This is a genomic window from Pararhodobacter aggregans, assembly GCF_003075525.1.
GTDB lineage: Bacteria > Pseudomonadota > Alphaproteobacteria > Rhodobacterales > Rhodobacteraceae > Pararhodobacter > Pararhodobacter aggregans.
Window position 1 is genome coordinate 266,031 of sequence record NZ_QDDR01000003.1, and the last position, 19,927, is coordinate 285,957.

General features: G+C 68.8%; 16 protein-coding genes. 7 read left to right on the forward strand and 9 right to left on the reverse strand.

Features of this window, described 5'->3' with window-relative positions:
* Positions 1-39 precede the first annotated feature (39 nt).
* Complete coding sequence (locus tag DDE23_RS08330; RefSeq protein ID WP_107751507.1) at positions 40-1,515, reverse strand: AMP nucleosidase; 1,476 nt, start codon at positions 1,513-1,515, stop codon at positions 40-42.
* Between the two features lie 289 nt (positions 1,516-1,804).
* Here DDE23_RS08330 and DDE23_RS08335 point away from each other — a divergent pair, with 289 nt between their 5' ends.
* Both DDE23_RS08335 and DDE23_RS08340 read left to right on the forward strand, forming a co-directional pair.
* Positions 1,805-2,428: an outer membrane protein gene (locus DDE23_RS08335; RefSeq protein ID WP_133239532.1), complete on the forward strand. Its 624-nt coding sequence runs from the start codon at positions 1,805-1,807 to the stop codon at positions 2,426-2,428.
* Between the two features lie 422 nt (positions 2,429-2,850).
* Positions 2,851-3,351, forward strand: coding sequence for an outer membrane protein (locus DDE23_RS08340; protein WP_157957987.1), 501 nt, complete (start codon positions 2,851-2,853; stop codon positions 3,349-3,351).
* 63 nt (positions 3,352-3,414) lie between these two features.
* On the opposite strand, the gene DDE23_RS08345 is transcribed toward DDE23_RS08340, so the two are convergent.
* Positions 3,415-3,870, reverse strand: coding sequence for an NADAR family protein (locus DDE23_RS08345; protein ID WP_107751510.1), 456 nt, complete (start codon positions 3,868-3,870; stop codon positions 3,415-3,417).
* A gap of 460 nt (positions 3,871-4,330) precedes the next feature.
* On the opposite strand from DDE23_RS08345, the gene DDE23_RS08350 reads away from it, so the two are divergent.
* Positions 4,331-4,966, forward strand: coding sequence for an outer membrane protein (locus DDE23_RS08350; protein WP_107751511.1), 636 nt, complete (start codon positions 4,331-4,333; stop codon positions 4,964-4,966).
* Positions 4,967-5,027: 61 nt separating this feature from the next.
* Here the strand turns inward: DDE23_RS08350 and dxs are convergent, their stop codons facing one another.
* The 6 genes from dxs to hslV form a co-directional block, all read right to left on the reverse strand.
* Complete coding sequence (gene dxs, locus DDE23_RS08355) at positions 5,028-6,956, reverse strand: 1-deoxy-D-xylulose-5-phosphate synthase (RefSeq protein WP_107751512.1); 1,929 nt, start codon at positions 6,954-6,956, stop codon at positions 5,028-5,030.
* Between the two features lie 12 nt (positions 6,957-6,968).
* A complete protein-coding gene (locus DDE23_RS08360; RefSeq protein WP_107751513.1) occupies positions 6,969-7,820 on the reverse strand; it encodes a polyprenyl synthetase family protein in 852 nt (283 codons plus the stop codon).
* Positions 7,817-8,053: an exodeoxyribonuclease VII small subunit gene (locus DDE23_RS08365; protein WP_107751514.1), complete on the reverse strand. Its 237-nt coding sequence runs from the start codon at positions 8,051-8,053 to the stop codon at positions 7,817-7,819. The genes DDE23_RS08360 and DDE23_RS08365 overlap by 4 nt, the downstream gene beginning before the upstream one ends.
* On the reverse strand, positions 8,050-8,985 hold the full coding sequence (locus DDE23_RS08370) for a histone deacetylase family protein (protein ID WP_107751515.1): 936 nt from the start codon (positions 8,983-8,985) through the stop codon (positions 8,050-8,052). Before DDE23_RS08370 ends, DDE23_RS08365 begins: the two co-directional genes overlap by 4 nt.
* Before the next feature lie 265 nt (positions 8,986-9,250).
* Positions 9,251-10,549 carry an ATP-dependent protease ATPase subunit HslU gene (gene hslU / locus DDE23_RS08375; protein WP_107751516.1) on the reverse strand — a complete coding sequence of 433 codons (1,299 nt, stop codon included), beginning with the start codon at positions 10,547-10,549 and terminating at the stop codon, positions 9,251-9,253.
* Positions 10,546-11,103, reverse strand: coding sequence for an ATP-dependent protease subunit HslV (gene hslV / locus DDE23_RS08380; protein WP_107751517.1), 558 nt, complete (start codon positions 11,101-11,103; stop codon positions 10,546-10,548). The genes hslU and hslV overlap by 4 nt, the downstream gene beginning before the upstream one ends.
* A gap of 105 nt (positions 11,104-11,208) precedes the next feature.
* On the opposite strand from hslV, the gene tsaE reads away from it, so the two are divergent.
* The 4 genes from tsaE to trxA are packed head-to-tail and all read left to right on the forward strand — an operon-like array spanning position 11,209 to position 18,242.
* On the forward strand, positions 11,209-11,661 hold the full coding sequence (gene tsaE, locus DDE23_RS08385; RefSeq protein ID WP_107751518.1) for a tRNA (adenosine(37)-N6)-threonylcarbamoyltransferase complex ATPase subunit type 1 TsaE: 453 nt from the start codon (positions 11,209-11,211) through the stop codon (positions 11,659-11,661).
* Entirely contained in the window at positions 11,648-14,566 is a 2,919-nt protein-coding gene (addB, locus tag DDE23_RS08390; RefSeq protein ID WP_420330160.1) for a double-strand break repair protein AddB, read from the forward strand. Before tsaE ends, addB begins: the two co-directional genes overlap by 14 nt.
* Positions 14,559-17,867 carry a double-strand break repair helicase AddA gene (gene addA / locus DDE23_RS08395; protein ID WP_107751519.1) on the forward strand — a complete coding sequence of 1,103 codons (3,309 nt, stop codon included), beginning with the start codon at positions 14,559-14,561 and terminating at the stop codon, positions 17,865-17,867. The genes addB and addA overlap by 8 nt, the downstream gene beginning before the upstream one ends.
* A gap of 54 nt (positions 17,868-17,921) precedes the next feature.
* Entirely contained in the window at positions 17,922-18,242 is a 321-nt protein-coding gene (trxA, locus tag DDE23_RS08400; protein WP_107751520.1) for a thioredoxin, read from the forward strand.
* Positions 18,243-18,314: 72 nt separating this feature from the next.
* Here the strand turns inward: trxA and DDE23_RS08405 are convergent, their stop codons facing one another.
* Positions 18,315-19,895, reverse strand: coding sequence for a PAS-domain containing protein (locus DDE23_RS08405; protein ID WP_107751521.1), 1,581 nt, complete (start codon positions 19,893-19,895; stop codon positions 18,315-18,317).
* Between the last annotated feature and the right edge of the window lie 32 nt (positions 19,896-19,927).

Sequence of the window (19,927 nt, forward strand, 5' to 3'; positions counted from 1 at the left end):
CGCCGAAAACCCCCGAAAACCCGGCGTCCCGGGGCCCGATTACAGGAAGGCCGTCTCGTCGAAGCTGCGCAACTTGCGCGAGTGTATCCGGTCGAGCGGCATGTCGCGCAGCCGTTCCATGGCGCGGACGCCGATCTGCAGGTGGCGGGCGACCTGGGTCTTGTAGAAGGCCGACGCCATGCCGGGCAGCTTCAGCTCGCCATGCAAGGGCTTGTCCGAGACGCAGAGCAGCGTGCCATAGGGCACCCGGAATCGGAACCCGTTGGCGGCGATGGTGGCGCTTTCCATGTCCAGCGCGATGGCCCGCGACTGGCTGAGGCGCTGCACCGGGCCGGACTGGTCCCTCAACTCCCAGTTGCGGTTGTCGATGGTGGCGACGGTGCCGGTGCGCATGATGCGCTTGAGCTCGTAATCCTTGAGCTGGGTGATCTCGGCCACGGCCTCCTGCAGGGCGATCTGGATCTCGGCCAGCGCCGGGATCGGCACCCAGACGGGGAGGTCCTCGTTCAACACGTTATCTTCGCGCAGATAGGCATGGGCGAGGACGAAATCGCCGAGCGACTGCGAGTTCCTGAGCCCGGCGCAATGGCCGACCATCAGCCAGGCATGCGGGCGCAGCACGGCGATATGGTCGGTCGCGGTCTTCGCGTTCGAGGGGCCGACGCCGATATTGACCAGGGTGATCCCCTGCCCGCCCGGCCGTTTCAGGTGATAGGTCGGCATCTGCGGCAGGCGCGCCAGATGCGGGATCTGCGCCTGCGAGTCGGTCAGCACCGCGTTGCCGGGCGCGACGAAGGCGGTGTAGCCGCTGTCGGGATCGGCCAGGACCTGACGGGCATAGGCCTCGAATTCATCGACGTAGAACTGGTAGTTGGTGAACAGGACGTGGTTCTGGAAATGCTCGGGATCGGTCGCGGTGTAATGCGCCAGCCGGGCCAGCGAGTAATCCACCCGCTGCGCCGTGAAGGGTGCCAGCGGGACCGAGCCATCGGCGTTGCGCACCCCCTCGCCGTTGACGATATCGTCATTGGTGATCGACAGGTCCGGCACATCGAAGATGTCGCGCAGGGTGAAGCTGAGTTCCCCCGCCATGGCCACGTCATCACGCCCGGCCATGGCGAAATGCAGCGGGATCGAGGTGTCGGAATAGCCCACCATCACCGGCTGGTTGTGGTTCTTCAGCAAGAGCTCGATCTGCTGCTCGAGGTAATTGCGGAACAGATCCGGCCGGGTGATCGTGGTGGCATAGGTGCCGGGTTCGGGCACATAGCCGAAGGCGAGGCGGCTGTCGGGCTGGTCATAGGTCGAGGTGGTCAGCCGCAGTTCCGGATAGAACGCGCGGTAGCGGGCGCGGGGCGTGCCGTCGGCGATGGCGGTGCGGAAGCTGGCGGCCAGGAAATCGGTAGCCTGATTGTAGAGAGCCTGCAGATGCGAGACGGCCTGACGGGCATCGGAAAAAGCCACCGGCTCGGCGCCGGGGGCGGTCAGGATCGGAAGGGTTCGGGTCGGTTTCATGCGGATACTCGGATAATTGCGTCCCCTCCCTGCCGCGGGAATGCGGCGGGGCCGTGACGGCTGCGGAGAGGGGGAAGGTGTTCCATGCGCCAAGATGGCAGAGGGGCGACAGGAAGGGAAGACCCGACCGCGGCACCCCCCAGCGGTGCAAACAAGACGCACTTCACGAAAGAAAATGCTGCTGCTGCAGCCCGCCGATTGAACCGCGGGACAGAACGCGTAGACTCACCCGCAGACGTCCGCTTTCGGAATCCCGTCAAGTCATTCGAAACCTCAGGTGGTGAATACCATGACCTCGACAAAATCCCTTGTTACCCGTGTTTCGGCGCTGGCCCTCGCCTGCGCGCTGCCGATTGTTCCGGCGCTGGCCTCGGGCCCCGTTGCCCCTCCGCCCCAAGTCGTTGATTACGTGATGCCTGCCCCGGCCTTCGACTGGGCGGGTGCTTATGGCGGTCTGAGCTATTCGGCGGTGAGCGGCCGGATCACCCAGGCCCCGGGCGGCACGCCGGACATGGAAAGCGTGAACGGCTGGGGCGCCTTCGCCGGCTACAACTGGCAGCGCGGCAATTTCGTCTTCGGCCCGGAACTGAGCTACATCGATTTCGAGGCGAATTATCCTCCGTTCATCAACCAGCAGCGCAACGCTCTCGAACTGCGGGCCCGTGCCGGCTATGCCGTGAACAACGTGATGTTCTACGGCTTCGTCGGTGCTGCGCGCTCGGAATTCTTCGGCGGCGGCGTCTGGAACTCCGAGAACGGCGTGAGCTACGGCCTCGGCGCGCAGTTCCACGTTCGCAACAACTTCTTCGTCGGCGTCGAAGCGGCGCGGCGCAACATGAGCTTCTCCACCGGCGGCGCCGACATCGAGAACGACATCGACACGATCTCGCTGCGCTTCGGCTATCAGTTCTGAGCCGGTCTTTTTCGGCCATACAGCCGCCCTTCGGGGCGGCTGTTTGCGTTTCAGGGGGTCGATCGGTGGGCACCCGGCATGATGTCGCCTCCCGATAGCCCGGGACGGCCCCGGCCGCAGGTCAGCGCGCTCCTGCCCGCGGTCGCAGGGCCGATGCAAGGAAGGCGCAGTGGACCACGAAAATAGACCCTGGACCCCTGGGTGATTGAACCAAGGCCCAAAGTGCATAGACTCACCCGTGACACACCGTCGAGATTCCCGCGTCCCGACACCACTCCGGCCCCAAATTGGTGGACATCATGACCTCGATCACAACCCTCGCTACCCGTGTATCCGCAATTGCGTTGGCCTGTTCCCTGCCGATTGTTCCGGCGCTTGCCTCGGGCCCCGTTGCCCCCCCGCCCCAAGTCGTTGACTACGTGATGCCCGCCCCGGCCTTCGACTGGGCGGGTGCTTATGGCGGTCTCAGCTATTCGTCGGTGAGCGGCCGGGTCACCCAATCCCCCGGCGCCCTGCCCGATCTGGACAGCGCGAACGGCTGGGGCGTCTTCGCCGGCTACAACTGGCAGCGCGGCAATTTCGTCTTCGGCCCGGAACTGAGCTACATCGATTTCGACACGGGCTATGTCGGCTTCCCCGAACGCCAGCGCAACGCGCTGGAGCTGCGCGCCCGTGCCGGCTATGCGGTCAATAACGTCATGTTCTACGGCTTCGTCGGCGCCGCGCGCTCCGAACTCTTCGGCCTCGGCGTGTGGAACAGCCAGAACGGCGTGAGCTACGGCCTCGGCGCGCAGTTCCACGTTCGCAGCAACGTCTTCGTCGGCGTGGAAGCCGCGCGGCGCAACATGAGCGCCACCATCGGCGGTTCCAACGTCGAGAACGACATCGACACCATCACGCTGCGGATCGGCTATCAGTTCTGATCCGGCCGCTATCGGCATCGCAGCCGCCCTTCGGGGCGGCTGTTTGCGTTTCAGGGACGGGTTTCAGAGCGCGCGGCGGAGGTCGGCCCGCACCTGCATGAGCAACTGACCCAGCCGGTTCAGCCCGCTCCCGTCCGCCCCGCATCCCCAATAGAAATCGCCCGGCGCATTCTCGACGATCAGCCGCTCGCCGGTGCCCAGCAGCAGGTCGCGCGGGGTCTGGTGGGTGGCGAATTTTACGCGCAGCGCGTCCAGCATGAGGGTGTCCTTGACCGCCTCCCAATCCGGCCGGAGGGGCAGATCGCGGCTCATCCCCAGCCCCTTGGCCTGTTTCGGGGTCGAGGCCCTGCGGATCCGCTCGCGATACGCGGCATCGTGGAACTTCTGCGCCTGGAAATAATGCTCGACACTTGGCCAATAGGCGCCGTCCATCGCCACGCCGTAGGGCGCGAAGTTGGAGAACTCGGCATAGGGGTCGGTCTGGGCGTAGAACCAGATCGTGTCGAGGGGGTGGGTCATTGCGGCCCCCGGACAGGCCTGCCACCCGGGACAGATCGGCGAAATCCGCAGGCAAGCGCAACCCAAAGGAGAGCCGCCGGGATAGGGCGGGGACCGGCAGGCGCCAGACAGCGGAGACCCCCGGGCCGCGGCGCTGCGAGGGGCGCGCGGGCCTGTTCAAGAGTTGGTTCCATCACAACTTGGCGGATTGTGAAGATTTTTCTGCCCATCCCGACCGCCCTCAGCACGACGTCGAACCAACTATGTGAGCAGCACGGCATAGATCCTTGCAACCATTAAAGAACCCCGATCACGAAAAAATCACGCCGCGGTGAACAACCTGAACGGGTGGTGCAGGAATGCAGCAGACGAGGTTCACATCGCCGAGAGCGCCGGTCCTGCGGTTGAAGCCTCGCCCGAAGCGGCAGATTTTGGCCCCCGCAAACCGTGCCCCCGGGCACACATAACGGAAGAGAGCATCATGTCGATGTCCAAGAAAATCATCCTCGCCGCCACCGGCTCCCTGCTTGCCCTGACCGCCACCTCGGCGCTGGCCTCGGGCCCGGTCGCCGTCCAGCCGGTGCCGGAAGTCGTCTACACCGCCCCCGTCGCCACCGCCCATAACTGGGCCGGGGGCTATGGCGGTCTGAGCTTTTCGCGCGTGACCGGCGGCATCAACGAGAACACTACGCCGGGCGGCGTGACGCCGGATATGGAAGGCGACAACGCCTTCGGTGCCTTCGCCGGTTACAACTGGCAGAGCGGGAACCTCGTCTACGGTGGCGAACTGAACTACACCCATTTCGCGACTCCGTTTGTCGGCTTCCCGGGCAGCCAGCAGGAAAACGTGATCGAGCTGCGCGCCCGCCTCGGTTACGCCGTGAACAACGTGCTGATCTACGGCTTCGTCGGTGCGGCCCGTTCTTCCATCGAAGACGGCGGGATCTCGGCCAGTCAGAACGGCGTTTCCTATGGCCTGGGCGCTCAGATGGCGTTCCGCAACAACATGTTCGCCGGTCTCGAAGTCGGTCGCCGCGACGTGTCGGGTGACGTCCCGACCGGCACCGTCGGGACGGATATCGACACCGTCACGCTGCGCGTCGGCTTCCAGTTCTGATAGCGTTAAACAGGAAACGGCCGCGTCCCCCGGGACGCGGCCGTTTTCTATTGCGCGGGGCTCACGCCCGCTTCGCCCCGATCCGCGCAACGCCCAGCACGTCCAGCACCTTCGCCTCGATATCCGCCGCCGTGAGACCGGCAGCTTCGTACATCTGGTCGGGCGAGGCCTGGTCGAGGAACACGTCCGGCAGCACCATGGAGCGGTATTTGAGGCCGGTGTCGAAGACCCCCTCCTCGGCCAGCAGCTGCGCGACATGGGAGCCGAAGCCGCCCACCGCGCCCTCTTCGATGGTGATGAGCGCTTCGTGCCCGGCGGCCAGCGTCAGGATCAGCTCGCGGTCCAGCGGCTTGGCGAAGCGGGCGTCGGCCACGGTGGGGCTGATGCCGCGCGCGTCCAGTGCCTCGGCGGCCTTCATCACCTCGGCCAGACGGGTGCCGAAGGACAGGATCGCCACCCGCTGCCCCTGCCGGATCAGGCGGCCCTTGCCGATCTCCAGCGGGATGCCGCGTTCGGGCATTTCCACCCCCACCCCCTCGCCGCGCGGAAAGCGGAAGGCGATGGGCCCGGTGTCATGCGCGGCGGCGGTGGCGACCATGTGCACGAGTTCCGCCTCATCGGCGGCGGCCATGACCACGAACCCGGGCAGGTTGGCCAGATAGGCCACGTCGAAGGACCCGGCATGGGTCGCGCCATCCGCCCCCACCAGACCGGCGCGGTCGATGGCGAAGCGCACGGGCAGGCCCTGAAGCGCCACATCGTGCACGACCTGATCGTAGCCGCGCTGCAGGAAGGTCGAATACATGGCGCAGAAGGGCTTCAACCCCCCGGCAGCCAGACCGGCGCAGAAGGTCACGCCATGCTGTTCGGCGATGCCCACATCGAAAGTGCGGCTGGGGAAACGCTCGGCGAAGAGGTTCAGGCCGGTGCCGTCCGGCATGGCGGCGGTAACGGCGACGACCTTGTCGTCGGCCTCGCCCTCGCGGATCAGGGCCTGGGCGAAGACCTTGGTGTAGCTGGGCGCGTTGGACGGCGCCTTCACCTGCTTGCCGGTGATGACGTCGAACTTCGCCGTAGCATGGCCCTTGTCCGCCGCCATCTCGGCCGGGCGATAGCCCTTGCCCTTCTTGGTCAGCACATGGATCAGCGTGGGCCCGGTGGCCCGGGCGTGCAGCGTGCGCAGGACGGAGAGCAGCGTCTCCATATCGTGCCCGTCGATCGGGCCGACGTAGTGGAAGCCCAGCTCCTCGAACATGGTACCGCCGACGGTCATGTGCTTGAGCATGTCCTTGGCCCGGCGCGCGCCCTCCTGCAGGGGCGGCGGCAGCAGGCCCAGCGCGCCCTTGGCGGCGGCCTTGAGGTCCTGCAAGGGCTTCTCGGTATAGAGCCGCGACAGGTACGAGGACAGCGCGCCGGTGGGCGGCGCGATCGACATCTCGTTGTCGTTGAGGATGACGAACAGCCGCTTGCCCAGATGGCCCGCGTTGTTCATCGCCTCGAAGGCCATGCCGGCCGACATCGAGCCATCGCCGATCACCGCGATGGCATCGCCCAGCGCGGGCTCGGGCGTGCCGCCGAGGTCATGGGCGACCTTGAAGCCCAAAGCGGCGGAGATGGAGGTGGAGCTATGCGCGGCGCCGAACGGGTCATAGGGCGATTCCGCGCGCTTGGTGAAACCCGAAAGCCCGTCCTTCATCCGCAGGGTGCGGATGCGGTCGCGCCGCCCGGTCAGGATCTTGTGCGGATAGCTCTGGTGCGAGACGTCCCAGATCAGCCGGTCGCGCGGCGTGTCGAAGACCGCGTGCAGGGCCACGGTCAGCTCGACCACGCCCAGCCCCGCGCCCAGATGCCCGCCCGTCTCGCTGACGGCGCTGATCGTCTCGGCCCGCAGCTCGTCCGCCACCTGTTTGAGCTGCGCATCCGACAACCGCTTCAGATCGGCCGGGCTCTGCACACGGTCGAGGAGGGGCGTGGCGGGTCGGGTACTCATGGGCGCTCCGGGTTACTTGTCGCGGCTGATAACGAAGCGGGCCGCTTCGCGCAAGGAATCGGCCCGCGAGCCATAGGGTGCCAGAGCCTCCCCGGCCTGGGAAATCAATTCACGGGCACGCTCCCTTGCCGGTTCCAGCCCCAGCAGCGAAACAAAGGTCGCCTTGCCCGCCGCCGCATCCTTTTGTAGCCGCTTGCCGGCGGTGGCCGCATCGCCCTCGGTATCCAGGATGTCGTCTGCGATCTGAAAGGCAAGGCCCAGCGCCATGGCATAGGCGGCCAGTGGCGCGGGATCGGCCCCGGCCAGGATCGGCCCGGTCAGGCAGGACCAGCCGAAGAGGGCGCCGGTCTTGCCCTGCTGCAACTGGACGATCTGCTCCAGCGTCAGGGGGGCAGCGGCAGTCTCGGCCGCGATGTCCAGCGCCTGCCCCAGCACCATGCCTTCGGCCCCGGCGGCCCGGGCCAGCGCGGCGGTCAGCCCCGCATGCCCCGTCTCGGCGCAGAGCTGGAAGGCCAGCGATTGCAGCGCGTCACCGGCCAGGATCGCGGTCGCCTCGTCAAAGGCGACATGCACCGTGGGACGGCCGCGGCGCAGGTCGTCGTCGTCCATGGCGGGCAGGTCGTCATGGACCAGCGAATAGGCATGCATCGCCTCGATGGCGGCGGCGGCGTTCAGCGCGACGTCGCGGGCGATGCCATGCAGCGCGCAGGATTCGAGGACCAGATAGCCCCTCAGCCCCTTGCCGCCATGCAGCCCGTGGGCCATCCCCGCCTTGACCCGGCTCTCGGGCAGGGCATCGAGCGCGCGCGCCAGCCGCCCGGCCACGGCCAGCGAGGCGGCGCTCAGATCGGCGGGAAAGCTCATTTGGCGTCGAAGGGCGCGGTGCCGTTGGGCTCGCCAGTCTCGGCCAGCGTGATCTGCTCGATCCGGGCCTGCGCCTGGGCCAGTTTCGCCTCGCAATGCTTCTTCAGCTTGGCGCCGTGGTCATAGAGGTCGATGGATTTCTCCAGATCGACCTGGCCGCTTTCCAGCTGCCCCACCACCTGTTCGAGGGCGCGCAGGGCCTCCTCGAAGGACATTTCACTCACGTCTTTCATGCGCCCCGCTCCCTCAGCACCCGGACATGCGCCGCGGTCGAGGCCGCCAGCGCGTCGAGGTTATAGCCCCCTTCCAGCACGCTGACCACCCGGCCCCCGGCATGGGCATCGGCCAGATCGCAGAGGCGGTGGGTGATCCAGCTGAAATCCGCTTCCGTCAGGTTCAGTTGCGCCAGCGGATCGTCGCGGTGGGCGTCGAACCCGGCCGAGACGAGGATCAGTTGCGGGTCGAAGGCCGCGACCCGGGGGAAGACAGTCTCTTCCCAGGCCTGGCGGAAGGCGGGCCCCTCGGTGCCGGGGGGCAGCGGCAGGTTCAGGATGTTGCCGTGCGGGCCGGTTTCCTCGGCCCGGCCGGTCCCGGGCCAGAGCGGGAATTGATGCGAGCTGACGAAAAGCGCGCGCGGCTCGTGCTGCAGCAGATCCTGGGTGCCGTTGCCGTGGTGGACATCGAAATCGAGGACCGCGACGCGGCTCAGCCCGTGATGGTCGAGCGCCCGCTTGGCGGCAATGGCGATCGTGCCGAAGAGGCAGAAGCCCATCGGCGTCGCGGTCTCGGCATGATGCCCGGGCGGGCGGATCGCGGCAAAGGCGTTCCGCGCCTCGCCCGCCATCACCGCATCGAGCGCCCCGTTCAGCGCCCCCACCCCCGCCAGCGCCGCATCCCACGACCCGGGCGAGACCCAGGTATCGGGGTCGAGCTGGTGGCTGCCCTCGGCCGGAATGCTGGCCCTGATCTGCGCTACATAGGCCGCCGGATGACAGCGCAGCAATTCAGCCTCGGGCGCGGGCGGGGCCTGTCGACGGTCGAGACCGGCGAATTCCGGAGCTTCCAGCGCGGTGAGGATCGCGCGCAGCCGCTCCACCCGCTCGGGGTGGCCCTGGGGGGTGACATGGGTCAGGCAGGCGGGATCGGTGAAGAAGAGGGTGCTCATGGGGCGAGGCTATCCCTGCCCCCTGCCCGGTTCAAGCGCGGCGGGGTGCCGCCAGAAGGGCGTATTTTCAGCAGAATGAAGGGGCGGGCTCATCGTGAACCAGGGATGCGTATTTGGGACAAGATGATGGGGCGGACGAGGCACAAACAATTTTAATCAAATTCGCGCATCTTTGTTCTCCAAATATCCTCGGGGGGTGAATTGGCCGCCAGGCCAAGAGGGGGGCAGACGGCCCCCCTCCCTTTTCCCGCCAAGGCCTCCCCGGTCAGAGAACGTAGCGGCTCAGATCCGCCGAGCGGGACAATTCACCGATATTCGCCTCGACATAGGCGGCATCGACCACCACCGCCTGCCCGCCGCGGTCCGGGGCGGCGAAGGAGAGTTCCTCGAACACCCGCTCCATCACCGTATAAAGCCGGCGCGCGCCGATATTCTCGACCGAGCGGTTGACCTCTGCCGCGATGGCGGCGAGCGCGCGGATGCCGTCCTCGGTGAAGCTGACGCCCACCTCCTCGGTCTGCATGAGCGCCGTGTATTGCAGCGTCAGCGCGTTGTCGGTCTCGGTCAGGATGCGGACGAAATCGTCCTCGGTCAGCGCCCTCAGTTCCACCCGGATCGGCAGGCGGCCCTGCAATTCCGGCAGCAGGTCCGAGGGTTTCGCCACATGGAAGGCGCCCGAGGCGATGAACAGGATATGATCGGTCTTGACCGGCCCGTGCTTGGTGGACACCGTCGTGCCCTCGATCAGCGGCAGCAGGTCGCGCTGCACCCCCTCGCGGCTGACATCGGCGCCGCGGGTTTCCGCCCGGGCGCAGACCTTGTCGATCTCATCGAGAAAGACGATGCCGTTCTGTTCGACCGCTTCCAGCGCGGCGGCTTTCACCGCCTCCTCGTCCAGCAGCTTGTCGGCTTCCTCGCTCAGCAGGAGGTCGTGGCTTTCGGCCACACTCATCCGCTTCTTCACCGTGCGTCCGCCGAAGGCCTTGCCGAAGAGGTCGCCCAGGTTCATCCCCTGCGCCTGCATGCCGGGCAGTTCCAGCATCGGCATCGAGGGCGCGGCTTCGGCCAGTTCCAGCTCGATGATCGTGTCATCGAGGTCACCCGCCCGCAGCTTCTTGCGGAACAGATCCCGGGTGCCGGCGCGGGATTCCTTGCCGGCGACGGCATCGAGCACCCGTTCCTCGGCATTGGCCTGGGCCCGGGCGCGGACATCCTCGCGCATCGCCTCGCGGGTCATCACCATCGCCGCATCGACCAGATCGCGGATGATCTGTTCCACGTCGCGGCCGACATAGCCGACCTCGGTGAACTTGGTCGCCTCGACCTTCAGGAAGGGCGCCTTGGCCAGCTTTGCCAGACGGCGCGAGATCTCGGTCTTGCCGACGCCGGTCGGGCCGATCATCAGGATGTTCTTCGGGTACACCTCGTCCCGCAGATCGGCGCTGAGCTGCTTGCGCCGCCAGCGGTTCCTCAGCGCCACGGCGACGGCGCGCTTGGCCTCGGCCTGGCCGATGATGAAGCGGTCCAGCTCGGAAACGATTTCGCGGGGGGTCAGGTCGGTCATTTGCGGATCCTCTCCACCGTCAGGTTGCCGTTGGTATAGACGCAGATCGAGGCGGCGATCTCCATCGCCTTGCGGGCGATCTTCTCGCCCTCCCAATCCGTCTCCATCAGCCCGCGCGCCGCGGCGGCGGCGAAATTGCCGCCCGAGCCGATGGCGGCGATGTCGTATTCCGGCTCCAGCACGTCCCCGGCGCCGGTCACCACCAGCAATTCCGCGCCATCGGTGACGATCAGCATCGCCTCCAGATTCCGCAGGTATTTGTCGGTGCGCCAGTCCTTGGCCAGCTCCACACAGGCACGCGCCAGCTGGCCCGGCAGCGCCTCGAGCTTCTTTTCCAGCCGTTCCAAGAGGGTGAAGGCGTCGGCGGTCGAGCCCGCGAAACCGACCACGATCTCGCGCCCCGGCGGGCCGATGCGGCGCACCTTGCGGGCCGAGCCCTTGATGACCGTCTGGCCCAGGCTCACCTGCCCGTCGCCCGCGACCACCACTTCACCGCCCCGGCGCACCGCCAGGATCGTGGTGCCGTGCCAGCCGGGAAACTTGTCTTCTGCCATGGGGGAAACCCTTTCGCTGTCTGCCGCCCTATATGGAGCCCGACCCCGGCCGTCGCAAGCCGCTGGCCTCTGGCGGGTCCCCTTGGGCGCCGTTAAGCTGGCCCGATGCAGCCCGTTCATCCCCCCGTCACCCTGCCCGACCCCGACGCCACCGAGGCCCTGGCCCGACGTTTCGCCCCCCGTCTGGGGGTGGGCGATGTGCTGTTGCTGGAGGGGCAGATCGGCGCCGGCAAGACCGCTTTTGCCCGGGCGCTGATCCAGGCGCTGGGGGTGGCCGAGGACGTGCCCTCGCCGACCTTCACGCTGGTCCAGACCTATGACGCCGGGATGGAGGTCTGGCACGCCGACCTCTACCGCCTGTCCCATCCCGACGAGGCGGTCGAACTGGGCCTGACCGAGGCTTTCGAGACCGCGCTTTGCCTGGTGGAATGGCCGGAAAAGCTGGGGGCGGATCGGCCGGAAAAGGCTCTGACATTGCGGTTTTCGGTGGTCGGCGAGGGGCGTGAGGTCGCGTTTCTCGGCCCCAAAGCATGGGAGGCGCGCCTTGCCGATCTTTGAGCCCTGCCCCGGTCCGCGCGTCTTCGGCGTTCCGCCCGGCGCCGATTTCCCGCTGCATCTGGCCCGCGGCCTGCGCGAGCGTTTTGCCGGTCAGCCGCCCGAGGCCGTCGCCCGGGCCGAGGTGCTGGTCAACACCTCGCGCATGCGCAACCGGCTGCGCGAGGCGCTGGTCTCGCTCGGCCCCGGCTTCCTGCCGCGGATCCGGCTGATTACCGATATCGCCCCGCCGGGGGCGGATGTGCCGCTGCGCGCGCGGCTGGAACTGGCGCAGCTGATCCGGCAGCTGCTGCTGGCCGAGCCTGATCTCGGCCCGCCTTCCGCGGCTTTTTCGCTGGCCGAGAGCCTGTTTCGTCTGCTCGACGAGATGCAGGGCGAGGGGGTGACGCTGGAGGCGCTGAACGGCCTCGATGTCTCGCAACACTCGCTGCATTGGGACCGATCGCTCAGGTTCATCCGGCTGATCGCGGGGTTCCTGGGCCCCGCTTCCGGCGGGCAGGCGCGGCTGCGTCAGGCGGCGCTGGCCTTGGCGGCCGACTGGGCCGTCACCCCGCCCGCGCATCCGATGATCGTGGCGGGCTCGACCGGCTCGCGCGGGCCGACGGCGCTGCTGATGCAGGCGGTCGCGCGTCTGCCGCAGGGGGCGCTGGTGCTGCCCGGTTTCGATTTCGACCTGCCGGGGCCGGTCTGGGGCAGCCTCGACAACCCGCTGCATTCCGAGGACCACCCGCAATTCCGCTATGCCCATCTGCTGGACTTGCTGGGCGCAGGGCCTGACGCCGTGCAACGCTGGGGGGCTGCGGATGCGCCCGATCCGGCACGCGGGCGGCTGGTCTCGCTGGCGCTGCGGCCCGCGCCGGTGACCGACCAATGGCTGCGCGACGGGCCCTCGCTGACGGACCTGCCCGCCGTCACCGAGACCCTGTCGCTGATCGAAGCGCCAAGCCCGCGGGCCGAGGCGCTGGCCATCGCGCTGGCCCTGCGGGAGGCGGCGGTGCAGGGACAGAAAGCGGCTCTCATCACGCCGGATCGGACCCTTGCCCGCCGCGTCACCGCCGCGCTGGACCGCTGGCATCTGCGCCCCGATGACAGCGCCGGGCGCCCGCTGGGCCTGTCCGCGCCGGGCCGCTTCCTGCGGCAGAGCGCCGAACTGCTGGCCGGATCGGTCACCGCCGAGGCGTTGATCGCGCTGCTCAAGCACCCCATCGTCCATTCGGCCGAGGGGCGCGGCGACCATCTGCGCCACCTGCGCGACCTGGAACTGCATTTGCGGCGCCGCGCCGTGCCCTTCCCCGACGCAGCCGCGCTGAGCGATTTCGCCGACCGCGCGCCCGACCGGAAGCCCTGGGCCGAGTGGCTGTCGCAGGCGCTGGCCCTGCTGCCGGGCGATGGCGAGCGCCCGCTGGACGACTGGCTGGTCGCGCATGAGCGCGTCGCGCTGGCGCTGGCCGCCGGGACCGGCGAGGGCTCGGGCGAGCTGTGGCTGGCCGAGGCCGGGGCCGAAGCGCAGGCGCTGGTCGAGGAATTGCGGGCCGAGGCTGGCCACGGCGGAATCGTCGCCGCTCGGGACTATTCAGCCTTGCTAGAGACGCTTTTTGCCGGGCGCGAGGTCCGCGAGGTGCTGGAATCCCGCCCCGATGTGATGATCTGGGGCACGCTCGAGGCCCGCGCGCAGGGGGCCGATCTGGTGATCCTCGGCGGACTGACCGAGGGCACCTGGCCCGCCGCGCCGAAGCCCGACCCCTGGTTCAACCGCCAGATGCGGCTCAATGCGGGTCTGTTGCTGCCCGAACGACAGATCGGCCTGTCGGCGCATGACTTCCAGCAGGCGGTCGGCGCCCCCCGGGTGATCCTGTCCCGCGCCCGGAGGGATGCCGAGGCGGAAACCGTGCCCTCGCGCTGGCTGAACCGGCTGGTCAACCTGATCGGCGGGCTCAGGGCACAGGGGGGCGATACGGCGCTGGCGGCGATGCGCGCGCGCGGCAATCACTGGCTCAGGCTGGCCGAGGCGCTGGAGGCTGACCTCTCCGCCGTGCCCGAGGCCAGCGCCCGGCGCAACCCGCGGCCCGCCCCGGCCCCGCCCGCGCGGGCCCGGCTGACAGAACTGCCGGTGACGCGGATCGAGAAGCTGATCCGCGACCCTTACGCGATCTATGCCGAGCGGATCCTGCGGTTGCGCCCCTTGGACCCGCTGGCGCCCGAGGCCGATGCGCGGCTCAGGGGCACGGTGCTGCACCGGGTGCCGGACCTCTATGTCCGCGACTTCCCGCCGGGGACGCCGGGCGATCTGGCGGCGTTTTTGGCAATCGCAGAGACGATTCTGACCGAGGAATGCCCCTGGCCCGCGACCCGGCTGCACTGGCGCGCGCGGCTCGACCGGACCGCCGCCGATTTCGTCCGCTGGAACGCGGGGCTTGAGGGGCAACCGGCACTGCTGGAGCAAAAGGGCGCGTTGACCCTGGCCGATCCGCCCTTCACCCTGACCGGCCAGCCGGACCGCATCGACCGCGACCCGGACGGGCGGCTCAGGCTTTACGATTACAAGACCGGCACCCTGCCCAGCCCCAAGCAGATCGCTTTTTACAACAAGCAGTTGAGCCTGCTGGCGGTGATGGCGCGGGACGATGCCTTCGGCCTTGGCCCCGGCAGCGTGGCGGAAGCGATGTTCGTGGGCCTCGGCAGCAAGTTCGACACGCGGCCGGTGCCGGTGGAGCCCGCCGATATCGCCGAGCACCAGGCCAAGCTGCGGACGCTGTTGACCTCCTACACCAGCCCCGACCAGGGCTTCACCGCCATGCGTGCCGTCGAACAGGAGGAGCGCGCGGGCGATTACGACGCGCTGTCGCGGCGCGGTGAATGGGAAACCACGGACGAACCCGTGCTGCAAAGGGTCGGCGACGATGGATGAGGCGACGCTCAATCAGGTCCGCGCCGCCGAGCCCGGGCAATCGACCTGGCTTTCGGCCAATGCGGGCTCGGGCAAGACCAAGGTGCTGATCGACCGGGTGGCGCGGCTGCTGTTGGGCGGGACGCCACCGCAGCGCATCCTGTGCCTGACCTATACCAAGGCCGCCGCCGGTGAGATGCAGAACCGGCTGTTCAAGCGGCTGGGCGAATGGGCCATGCTGGAGGATGCGGCGCTGGTCGCGGAACTGGCGAAGATGGGCGAGGCGGTGCAGGACCCCGACCTGCTGCCCCGCGCGCGCAGGCTCTTTGCCCGCGCCATCGAGACGCCGGGCGGGCTGAAGATCCAGACGATCCACGCCTTCTGTTCCTCCCTCCTGCGCCGCTTCCCGCTGGAGGCGGCCGTCGCCCCGGACTTTACCGAGGTCGAGGAACGCAGCCTGCAACAGCTGCGGATGGAGCTGCTGGACCGCTTCGCCCGGGGGCCCGAGGCCGGGGCGATGATGGCGCTGCTGGGGCGGTTGAGCGAGGAGGGTTTCGACCGCCTGCTGGGCGATCTGGGCAAGTACAGAGACGCTTTTGACGGGGATCTGCCCGATTTCGACCGGCTGTTCGACCTGCCGAAGGGGCTGTCCGAGGACGGGCTTCTGGCGCAGGTGTTCGACGGGGGCGAGGGGGATCTTTGCGCCCGGCTGGTGCCGAAGCTGCTGAAGGGCGGGTCGAACGACAACAAGCTGGCCGCGAAACTGGCGCGGATCGGGGCGCCGGGGATGGCGGCGCTGGCCGAACTGGAAGGCGCGCTGCTGACGCAAACCGGCGCCAATGCCGGGCAGGCGAAGACCGGCAAGCACATCACCAAGGCGACGCAGGCGCTGGTCGGCCCCGACGATCTGGCAGCGCTGGACGATCTGGGCGAGCGGGTGGCCGAGGCCCGGCCGCTCAGGCTGGGTCTGGAAGCCAAGCGCATGGCCGAAGCGCTGCATGGCTTCGCCCGGCTCTGGCTGCCGGCGCTGGACCGGGCCAAGGCGGCGCGCGGCTGGCTGGATTTCGACGACCTGATCCGCCTTGCACGGGACCTGCTGTCGCGCTCGGACGTGGCGCAATGGGTGCTCTTCAAACTCGACGGCGGCATCGACCATATCCTGGTGGACGAGGCGCAGGATACCTCGCCCGGGCAATGGCGGGTCATCGACCTGCTGACCCAGGAATTCACCGCGGGTGAGGGCGCGCGCGAGGTGCTGCGCACGATCTTCGTGGTGGGCGACCGCAAGCAGTCGATCTATTCCTTCCAGGGTGCCGATCTGCAGGGTTTCGAGCAATCGCAGAGTCTGTTTTCGGAACGGCTGGCGGCGACGGGACAGGGGCTCAGCCGTCAGGAACTGAAGCATTCCTTCCGGTCCTCGGATGCGGTGCTGCGGCTGGTGGACCAATGCTTTGCCGGCAGCGGGTCGGGGCTGGGCGGCGCGCCGGAGCATCTGGCCTTCCATCCCGGGATGGCCGGTCGCGTCGACCTCTGGCCCGCGATCCCCAAGCCCGACAAGCCCGAGGACACGCCCTGGGAAAGCCCGCTGGACCGTCCCTCGGCCGACCATGCCGAGATCCAGCTGGCCCGGACCATCGCGCGGGAAATCCGGGCGATGATCGACCGGGGCGAGCGGATCGAGGGGCGGGACGGCCCCCGCGCGGTGCATGAGGGCGATTTCCTGGTGCTGGTGCAGCGCCGCCGCCTGCTGTTTCACGCGCTGATCCGCGCCTGCAAGGCCGAGGGGCTGGAGATCGCCGGCGCCGACCGGCTGGCTTTGGGCGAGGTTCTGGCGGTGCAGGACCTGATCGCGCTGCTCAAGTTCCTCGCGCTGCCGGAGGACGATCTGTCGCTGGCCGTGGCCCTGCGTTCGCCGCTGTTCGGCCTCGGCGAGGACGATCTGTTCCGGCTGGCCTGGGACCGGCCCGGGTTCCTGTGGGAACGGCTCAGGGCCGAGCCCGCACTGGCCGAGGTCCGCGCAGTGCTGGACGATCTGCGCGGGCAGGTCGATTTCCTGCGCCCCTATGAGCTGATCGAACGGGTGCTGACCCGCCATGACGGCCGCCGCCGGATCCGGGCGCGCTTTGGCCCCGAGGCCGAGGATGCGCTGGAGGCTTTCGTCGATCTGGCGCTGGGCTATGAACAGGGGCATGTCCCCTCGCTCGACGGGTTCCTGGGCTGGCTGGCGGCCTCGGACGCCGAGGTGCAGCGCCGGTCCGAGGGGGCCGGGCGGGTGATCCGGGTGATGACGGTGCATGGCTCGAAGGGGCTGGAGGCGCCGATCGTCATCCTGCCCGACACCGCCAGGCGCCGCCCGCAGGAGCGCGCGACGCTGGCCGATGCCGCGGGCGTGCCGATCCTGCGCGCGGTCAAGGATCTGGCGACCGAGGCCCAGCGCGAGGCCGACGGGCTGAGCGAGACCCTGCGCCATGAGGAGGGCGACCGGCTGCTCTACGTGGCGCTGACCCGGGCGGAACGCTGGCTGATCGTCTGCGGCGCGGGCGATACCGGCGAGGGCAGCTGGTACGAGCGGATCGAAACGGCGCTGGCCGGGCTGGCCCCGGTGCCGCTGGCGGCGCCGACCGGTACGGGTCTGCGGCACGCCCATGGCGAGTGGCCGGCGCCGCTGGTCATGCCGCGCGACACGGCAGAAAGCGGCTCTGCGCCTGCGGAATTGGCCGATCTGCCGCCGGTCAGCGCGGCGTCTCGGGTGCTGACGCCTTCGGATCTGGGGGGTGCCAAGGCGCTGCCCGGCGAGGGGGCAGAGACCGAGCAGGCGCTGGCCCGCGGGCGGCTGATCCATCTGCTGCTGGAGGAGCTGGCCGACCTGCCCGACGCCGACCGCAAGCCCCGCGGCACCCTACTCGCCGCCGGGATGGCCGGGGGCGAGGCCTGTCTGGCCGAGGCGCTGGCGGTGCTTCAGGACCCCGCGCTGGCCCCGGTTCTGGGCGGGGGCGCGCTGGTCGAGGTCGGTCTGTCGGGTGCGTGGAACGGGCGGCCCATGTGGGGCGTGATCGACCGGCTGATCGTCACCGACGATGCGGTTCTGGCGGTCGATTTCAAGTCGAACCGCGTGGTGCCGGACGGGCCGGACGGGGTGCCCGAGGGCCTGCTCAGGCAGATGGGGGCCTATGCGCATCTGCTGGCGGCGCTTTATCCCGGGCGGCGGATCGAGACGGCGCTCTTGTGGACCGCGACGGGCGCGCTGATGCAGCTGCCGCCCGGGGCTGTCGCCGCGGCGCTGGACCGCGCTGCCCTTGACCCGGATCGGCGACCTTCCTAGGTAAGGAAAGACCAAAGACGCTTCCCCCTTTCCCCGGATCCGCAGGAGATTCCCATGGCTACCTTTCCCGTGACCGACGCCACTTTCGACTCCGAAGTGCGCAACAGCGACCTGCCGGTCGTGCTCGACTTCTGGGCCGAATGGTGCGGTCCGTGCCGGCAGATCGGTCCGGCGCTGGAAGAGCTGTCGGAGCATTACGAGGGCCGCGTGCGCATCGCCAAGGTCAACGTGGACGAGAACCCGCAGGTCGCCGCCGCCATGGGCATCCGCGGGATCCCGGCGCTGTTCGTGGTGAAGGACGGCAAGATCGTCGCCAACAAGGTCGGCGCTGCACCCAAGGCGGCGCTGCAAAGCTGGATCGACGCCTCGATCTGAGCCACCTGCCGGGTTGATGGAAACGCCGGGCCCGTCGGGTCCGGCGTTTTTCTGTGGCACCCCGCGCTGCGCTCAGGCGCTGGCGCGCAGCACCTGCGCGCGGGGGCTTTCCTGCGCCGGGGGATTGGTCGTGGTGAACGAGATCATCACCGCCCCGGTGGCAGTCCGCCGCGCCGCGACCCGCAGGACCTCGCCATCGGTCAGCGTCATGCTGCCGGCAAGCGGCGCGCCATCGCCGGAACCGGGCCGGGCCAGCGTCGCCACCTGAGCCCAGAAGGCCGGATCGCCACCCGCCTCGCGCCAATTGGCCAGCGCCTCGGGCAGGGTGACGGCGCCGAGCGATTCCTCGCCTTCCAGCGTCCAGAGCTGGGTGAAGGCGCTGTTGGTCAGCAGCAATTCGCCGTTCGAGGCGAAGACGGCGATCGCCTCGTCCAGCTGGTTCAGCACGGCCTGGCTCGTCTCCATCTCGGCCCGGACATTGCGGGTGAGATGGGTTTCCGAGGTGATATCCTCGATCAGGAAGGCCAGCGCGCCATCGGGATGCGGATTGGCGCTGACGCGGAAGGTCTGGCCGCTGCCCAGCGTCCAGGTTTCCTCGAACTCGCCGCCGGGGCTTGAAGCCTCGATATCCAGCAGGCGCCGCGCCCAGCTGCGGTAATCGCGGGGCTCGGGCAGCACGCGCTTGTCGCGCATGCGGTTGAGGAAGCCTTCGATCCCCGGGCGCGACAGCAGGAATTCGGGCTCCAGCCCGGTCAGATCGGTCAGCGCCGGGTTGAACATCTGCAACCGCCGCGTCCGGTCGAAGACGGCAAGGCCGATGGGCAGGGTGGCGAAGGTCTTGGTCAGGGTCTGGATGAAGGCGCGCTTGGTGCGTTCGGCCTGATAGGCCTCGTCCGCGGGGAGGGCATAGACCAGCATCCCGTCCTCGCCATTGACCCGGGTGACATCGAACCAGGATTGCGCCGTCCCTTTGCGCGCGCCGTTCGGCACCGGCAGGCCGGTGCGGCGGGCGGGCCCGGCCTCGGCCCTGGGGAAGAGGGCGGGCAGCGGCCAGGTCATCGTCGCACCCTCGCCCGCCTCGGACACCCGCTTGAGATAGGCGTCATTGGCCCAGGTCACCTGCCCCTGCGCCCCCTCACGCCAGAGCAGCAGCGGCGCGGCTTCGGTGATCTGCCGCAACAGCGCGAGTTCCTCCTGCAGCGCGCGGTAGCTGAGCCGGTCCAGCACCACCGCGCCATCCTCGGCCAGGGCGTCGATGACGGTGAGCCTGAGCGCCCCGTCGAGCCAGTCCATCACCAGTTCGGTGCGCCGGTCGTCGCCGGCGACCAGACGGGCGCGGCGGGTCAGCGGCAGATCGGCCAGCGCGGTCGCCAGATCGGGGAAATCCTGCGCCAGGAAATAGGTCAGGCGGCTCCATTCATCGCCACCCTCGGTCCCGTCCTTGCGCAGGGAGTCCAGCAGCGCGGCGCCGCGGGCGTTGGTGTCGATCAGGGTCTGGCCGTCGAACAGGAACGCCGCATCGCTGCCGATGGCCAGGGGCGAGGCGCTGCGTTTGCCCGGGCCCCGCAACGCGCCGAAGATCAGCAGGCTGGCCAGCACCGTCAGGACCGAGGTTCCGACAAGCACGAGGGCAAAGGCAAAAGTCGTCTGCATGGGCGGCTCCTGTCCCCCTGTCGGCTACCCGG

Bases quoted from the DNA above. Each gene is read 5' to 3' on its own strand.
- DDE23_RS08330 (WP_107751507.1), bottom strand. From the start codon at position 1,515: ATGAAACCGACCCGAACCCTTCCGATCCTGACCGCCCCCGGCGCCGAG.
- DDE23_RS08335 (WP_133239532.1), top strand. From the start codon at position 1,805: ATGACCTCGACAAAATCCCTTGTTACCCGTGTTTCGGCGCTGGCCCTC.
- hslU (WP_107751516.1), bottom strand. From the start codon at position 10,549: ATGACCGACCTGACCCCCCGCGAAATCGTTTCCGAGCTGGACCGCTTC.
- DDE23_RS08405 (WP_107751521.1), bottom strand. From the start codon at position 19,895: ATGCAGACGACTTTTGCCTTTGCCCTCGTGCTTGTCGGAACCTCGGTC.
- DDE23_RS08370 (WP_107751515.1), bottom strand. From the start codon at position 8,985: ATGAGCACCCTCTTCTTCACCGATCCCGCCTGCCTGACCCATGTCACC.
- DDE23_RS08345 (WP_107751510.1), bottom strand. From the start codon at position 3,870: ATGACCCACCCCCTCGACACGATCTGGTTCTACGCCCAGACCGACCCC.
- dxs (WP_107751512.1), bottom strand. From the start codon at position 6,956: ATGAGTACCCGACCCGCCACGCCCCTCCTCGACCGTGTGCAGAGCCCG.
- trxA (WP_107751520.1), top strand. From the start codon at position 17,922: ATGGCTACCTTTCCCGTGACCGACGCCACTTTCGACTCCGAAGTGCGC.
- DDE23_RS08350 (WP_107751511.1), top strand. From the start codon at position 4,331: ATGTCGATGTCCAAGAAAATCATCCTCGCCGCCACCGGCTCCCTGCTT.
- DDE23_RS08360 (WP_107751513.1), bottom strand. From the start codon at position 7,820: ATGAGCTTTCCCGCCGATCTGAGCGCCGCCTCGCTGGCCGTGGCCGGG.
- DDE23_RS08365 (WP_107751514.1), bottom strand. From the start codon at position 8,053: ATGAAAGACGTGAGTGAAATGTCCTTCGAGGAGGCCCTGCGCGCCCTC.
- addA (WP_107751519.1), top strand. From the start codon at position 14,559: ATGGATGAGGCGACGCTCAATCAGGTCCGCGCCGCCGAGCCCGGGCAA.
- DDE23_RS08340 (WP_157957987.1), top strand. From the start codon at position 2,851: ATGCCCGCCCCGGCCTTCGACTGGGCGGGTGCTTATGGCGGTCTCAGC.
- tsaE (WP_107751518.1), top strand. From the start codon at position 11,209: ATGCAGCCCGTTCATCCCCCCGTCACCCTGCCCGACCCCGACGCCACC.
- hslV (WP_107751517.1), bottom strand. From the start codon at position 11,103: ATGGCAGAAGACAAGTTTCCCGGCTGGCACGGCACCACGATCCTGGCG.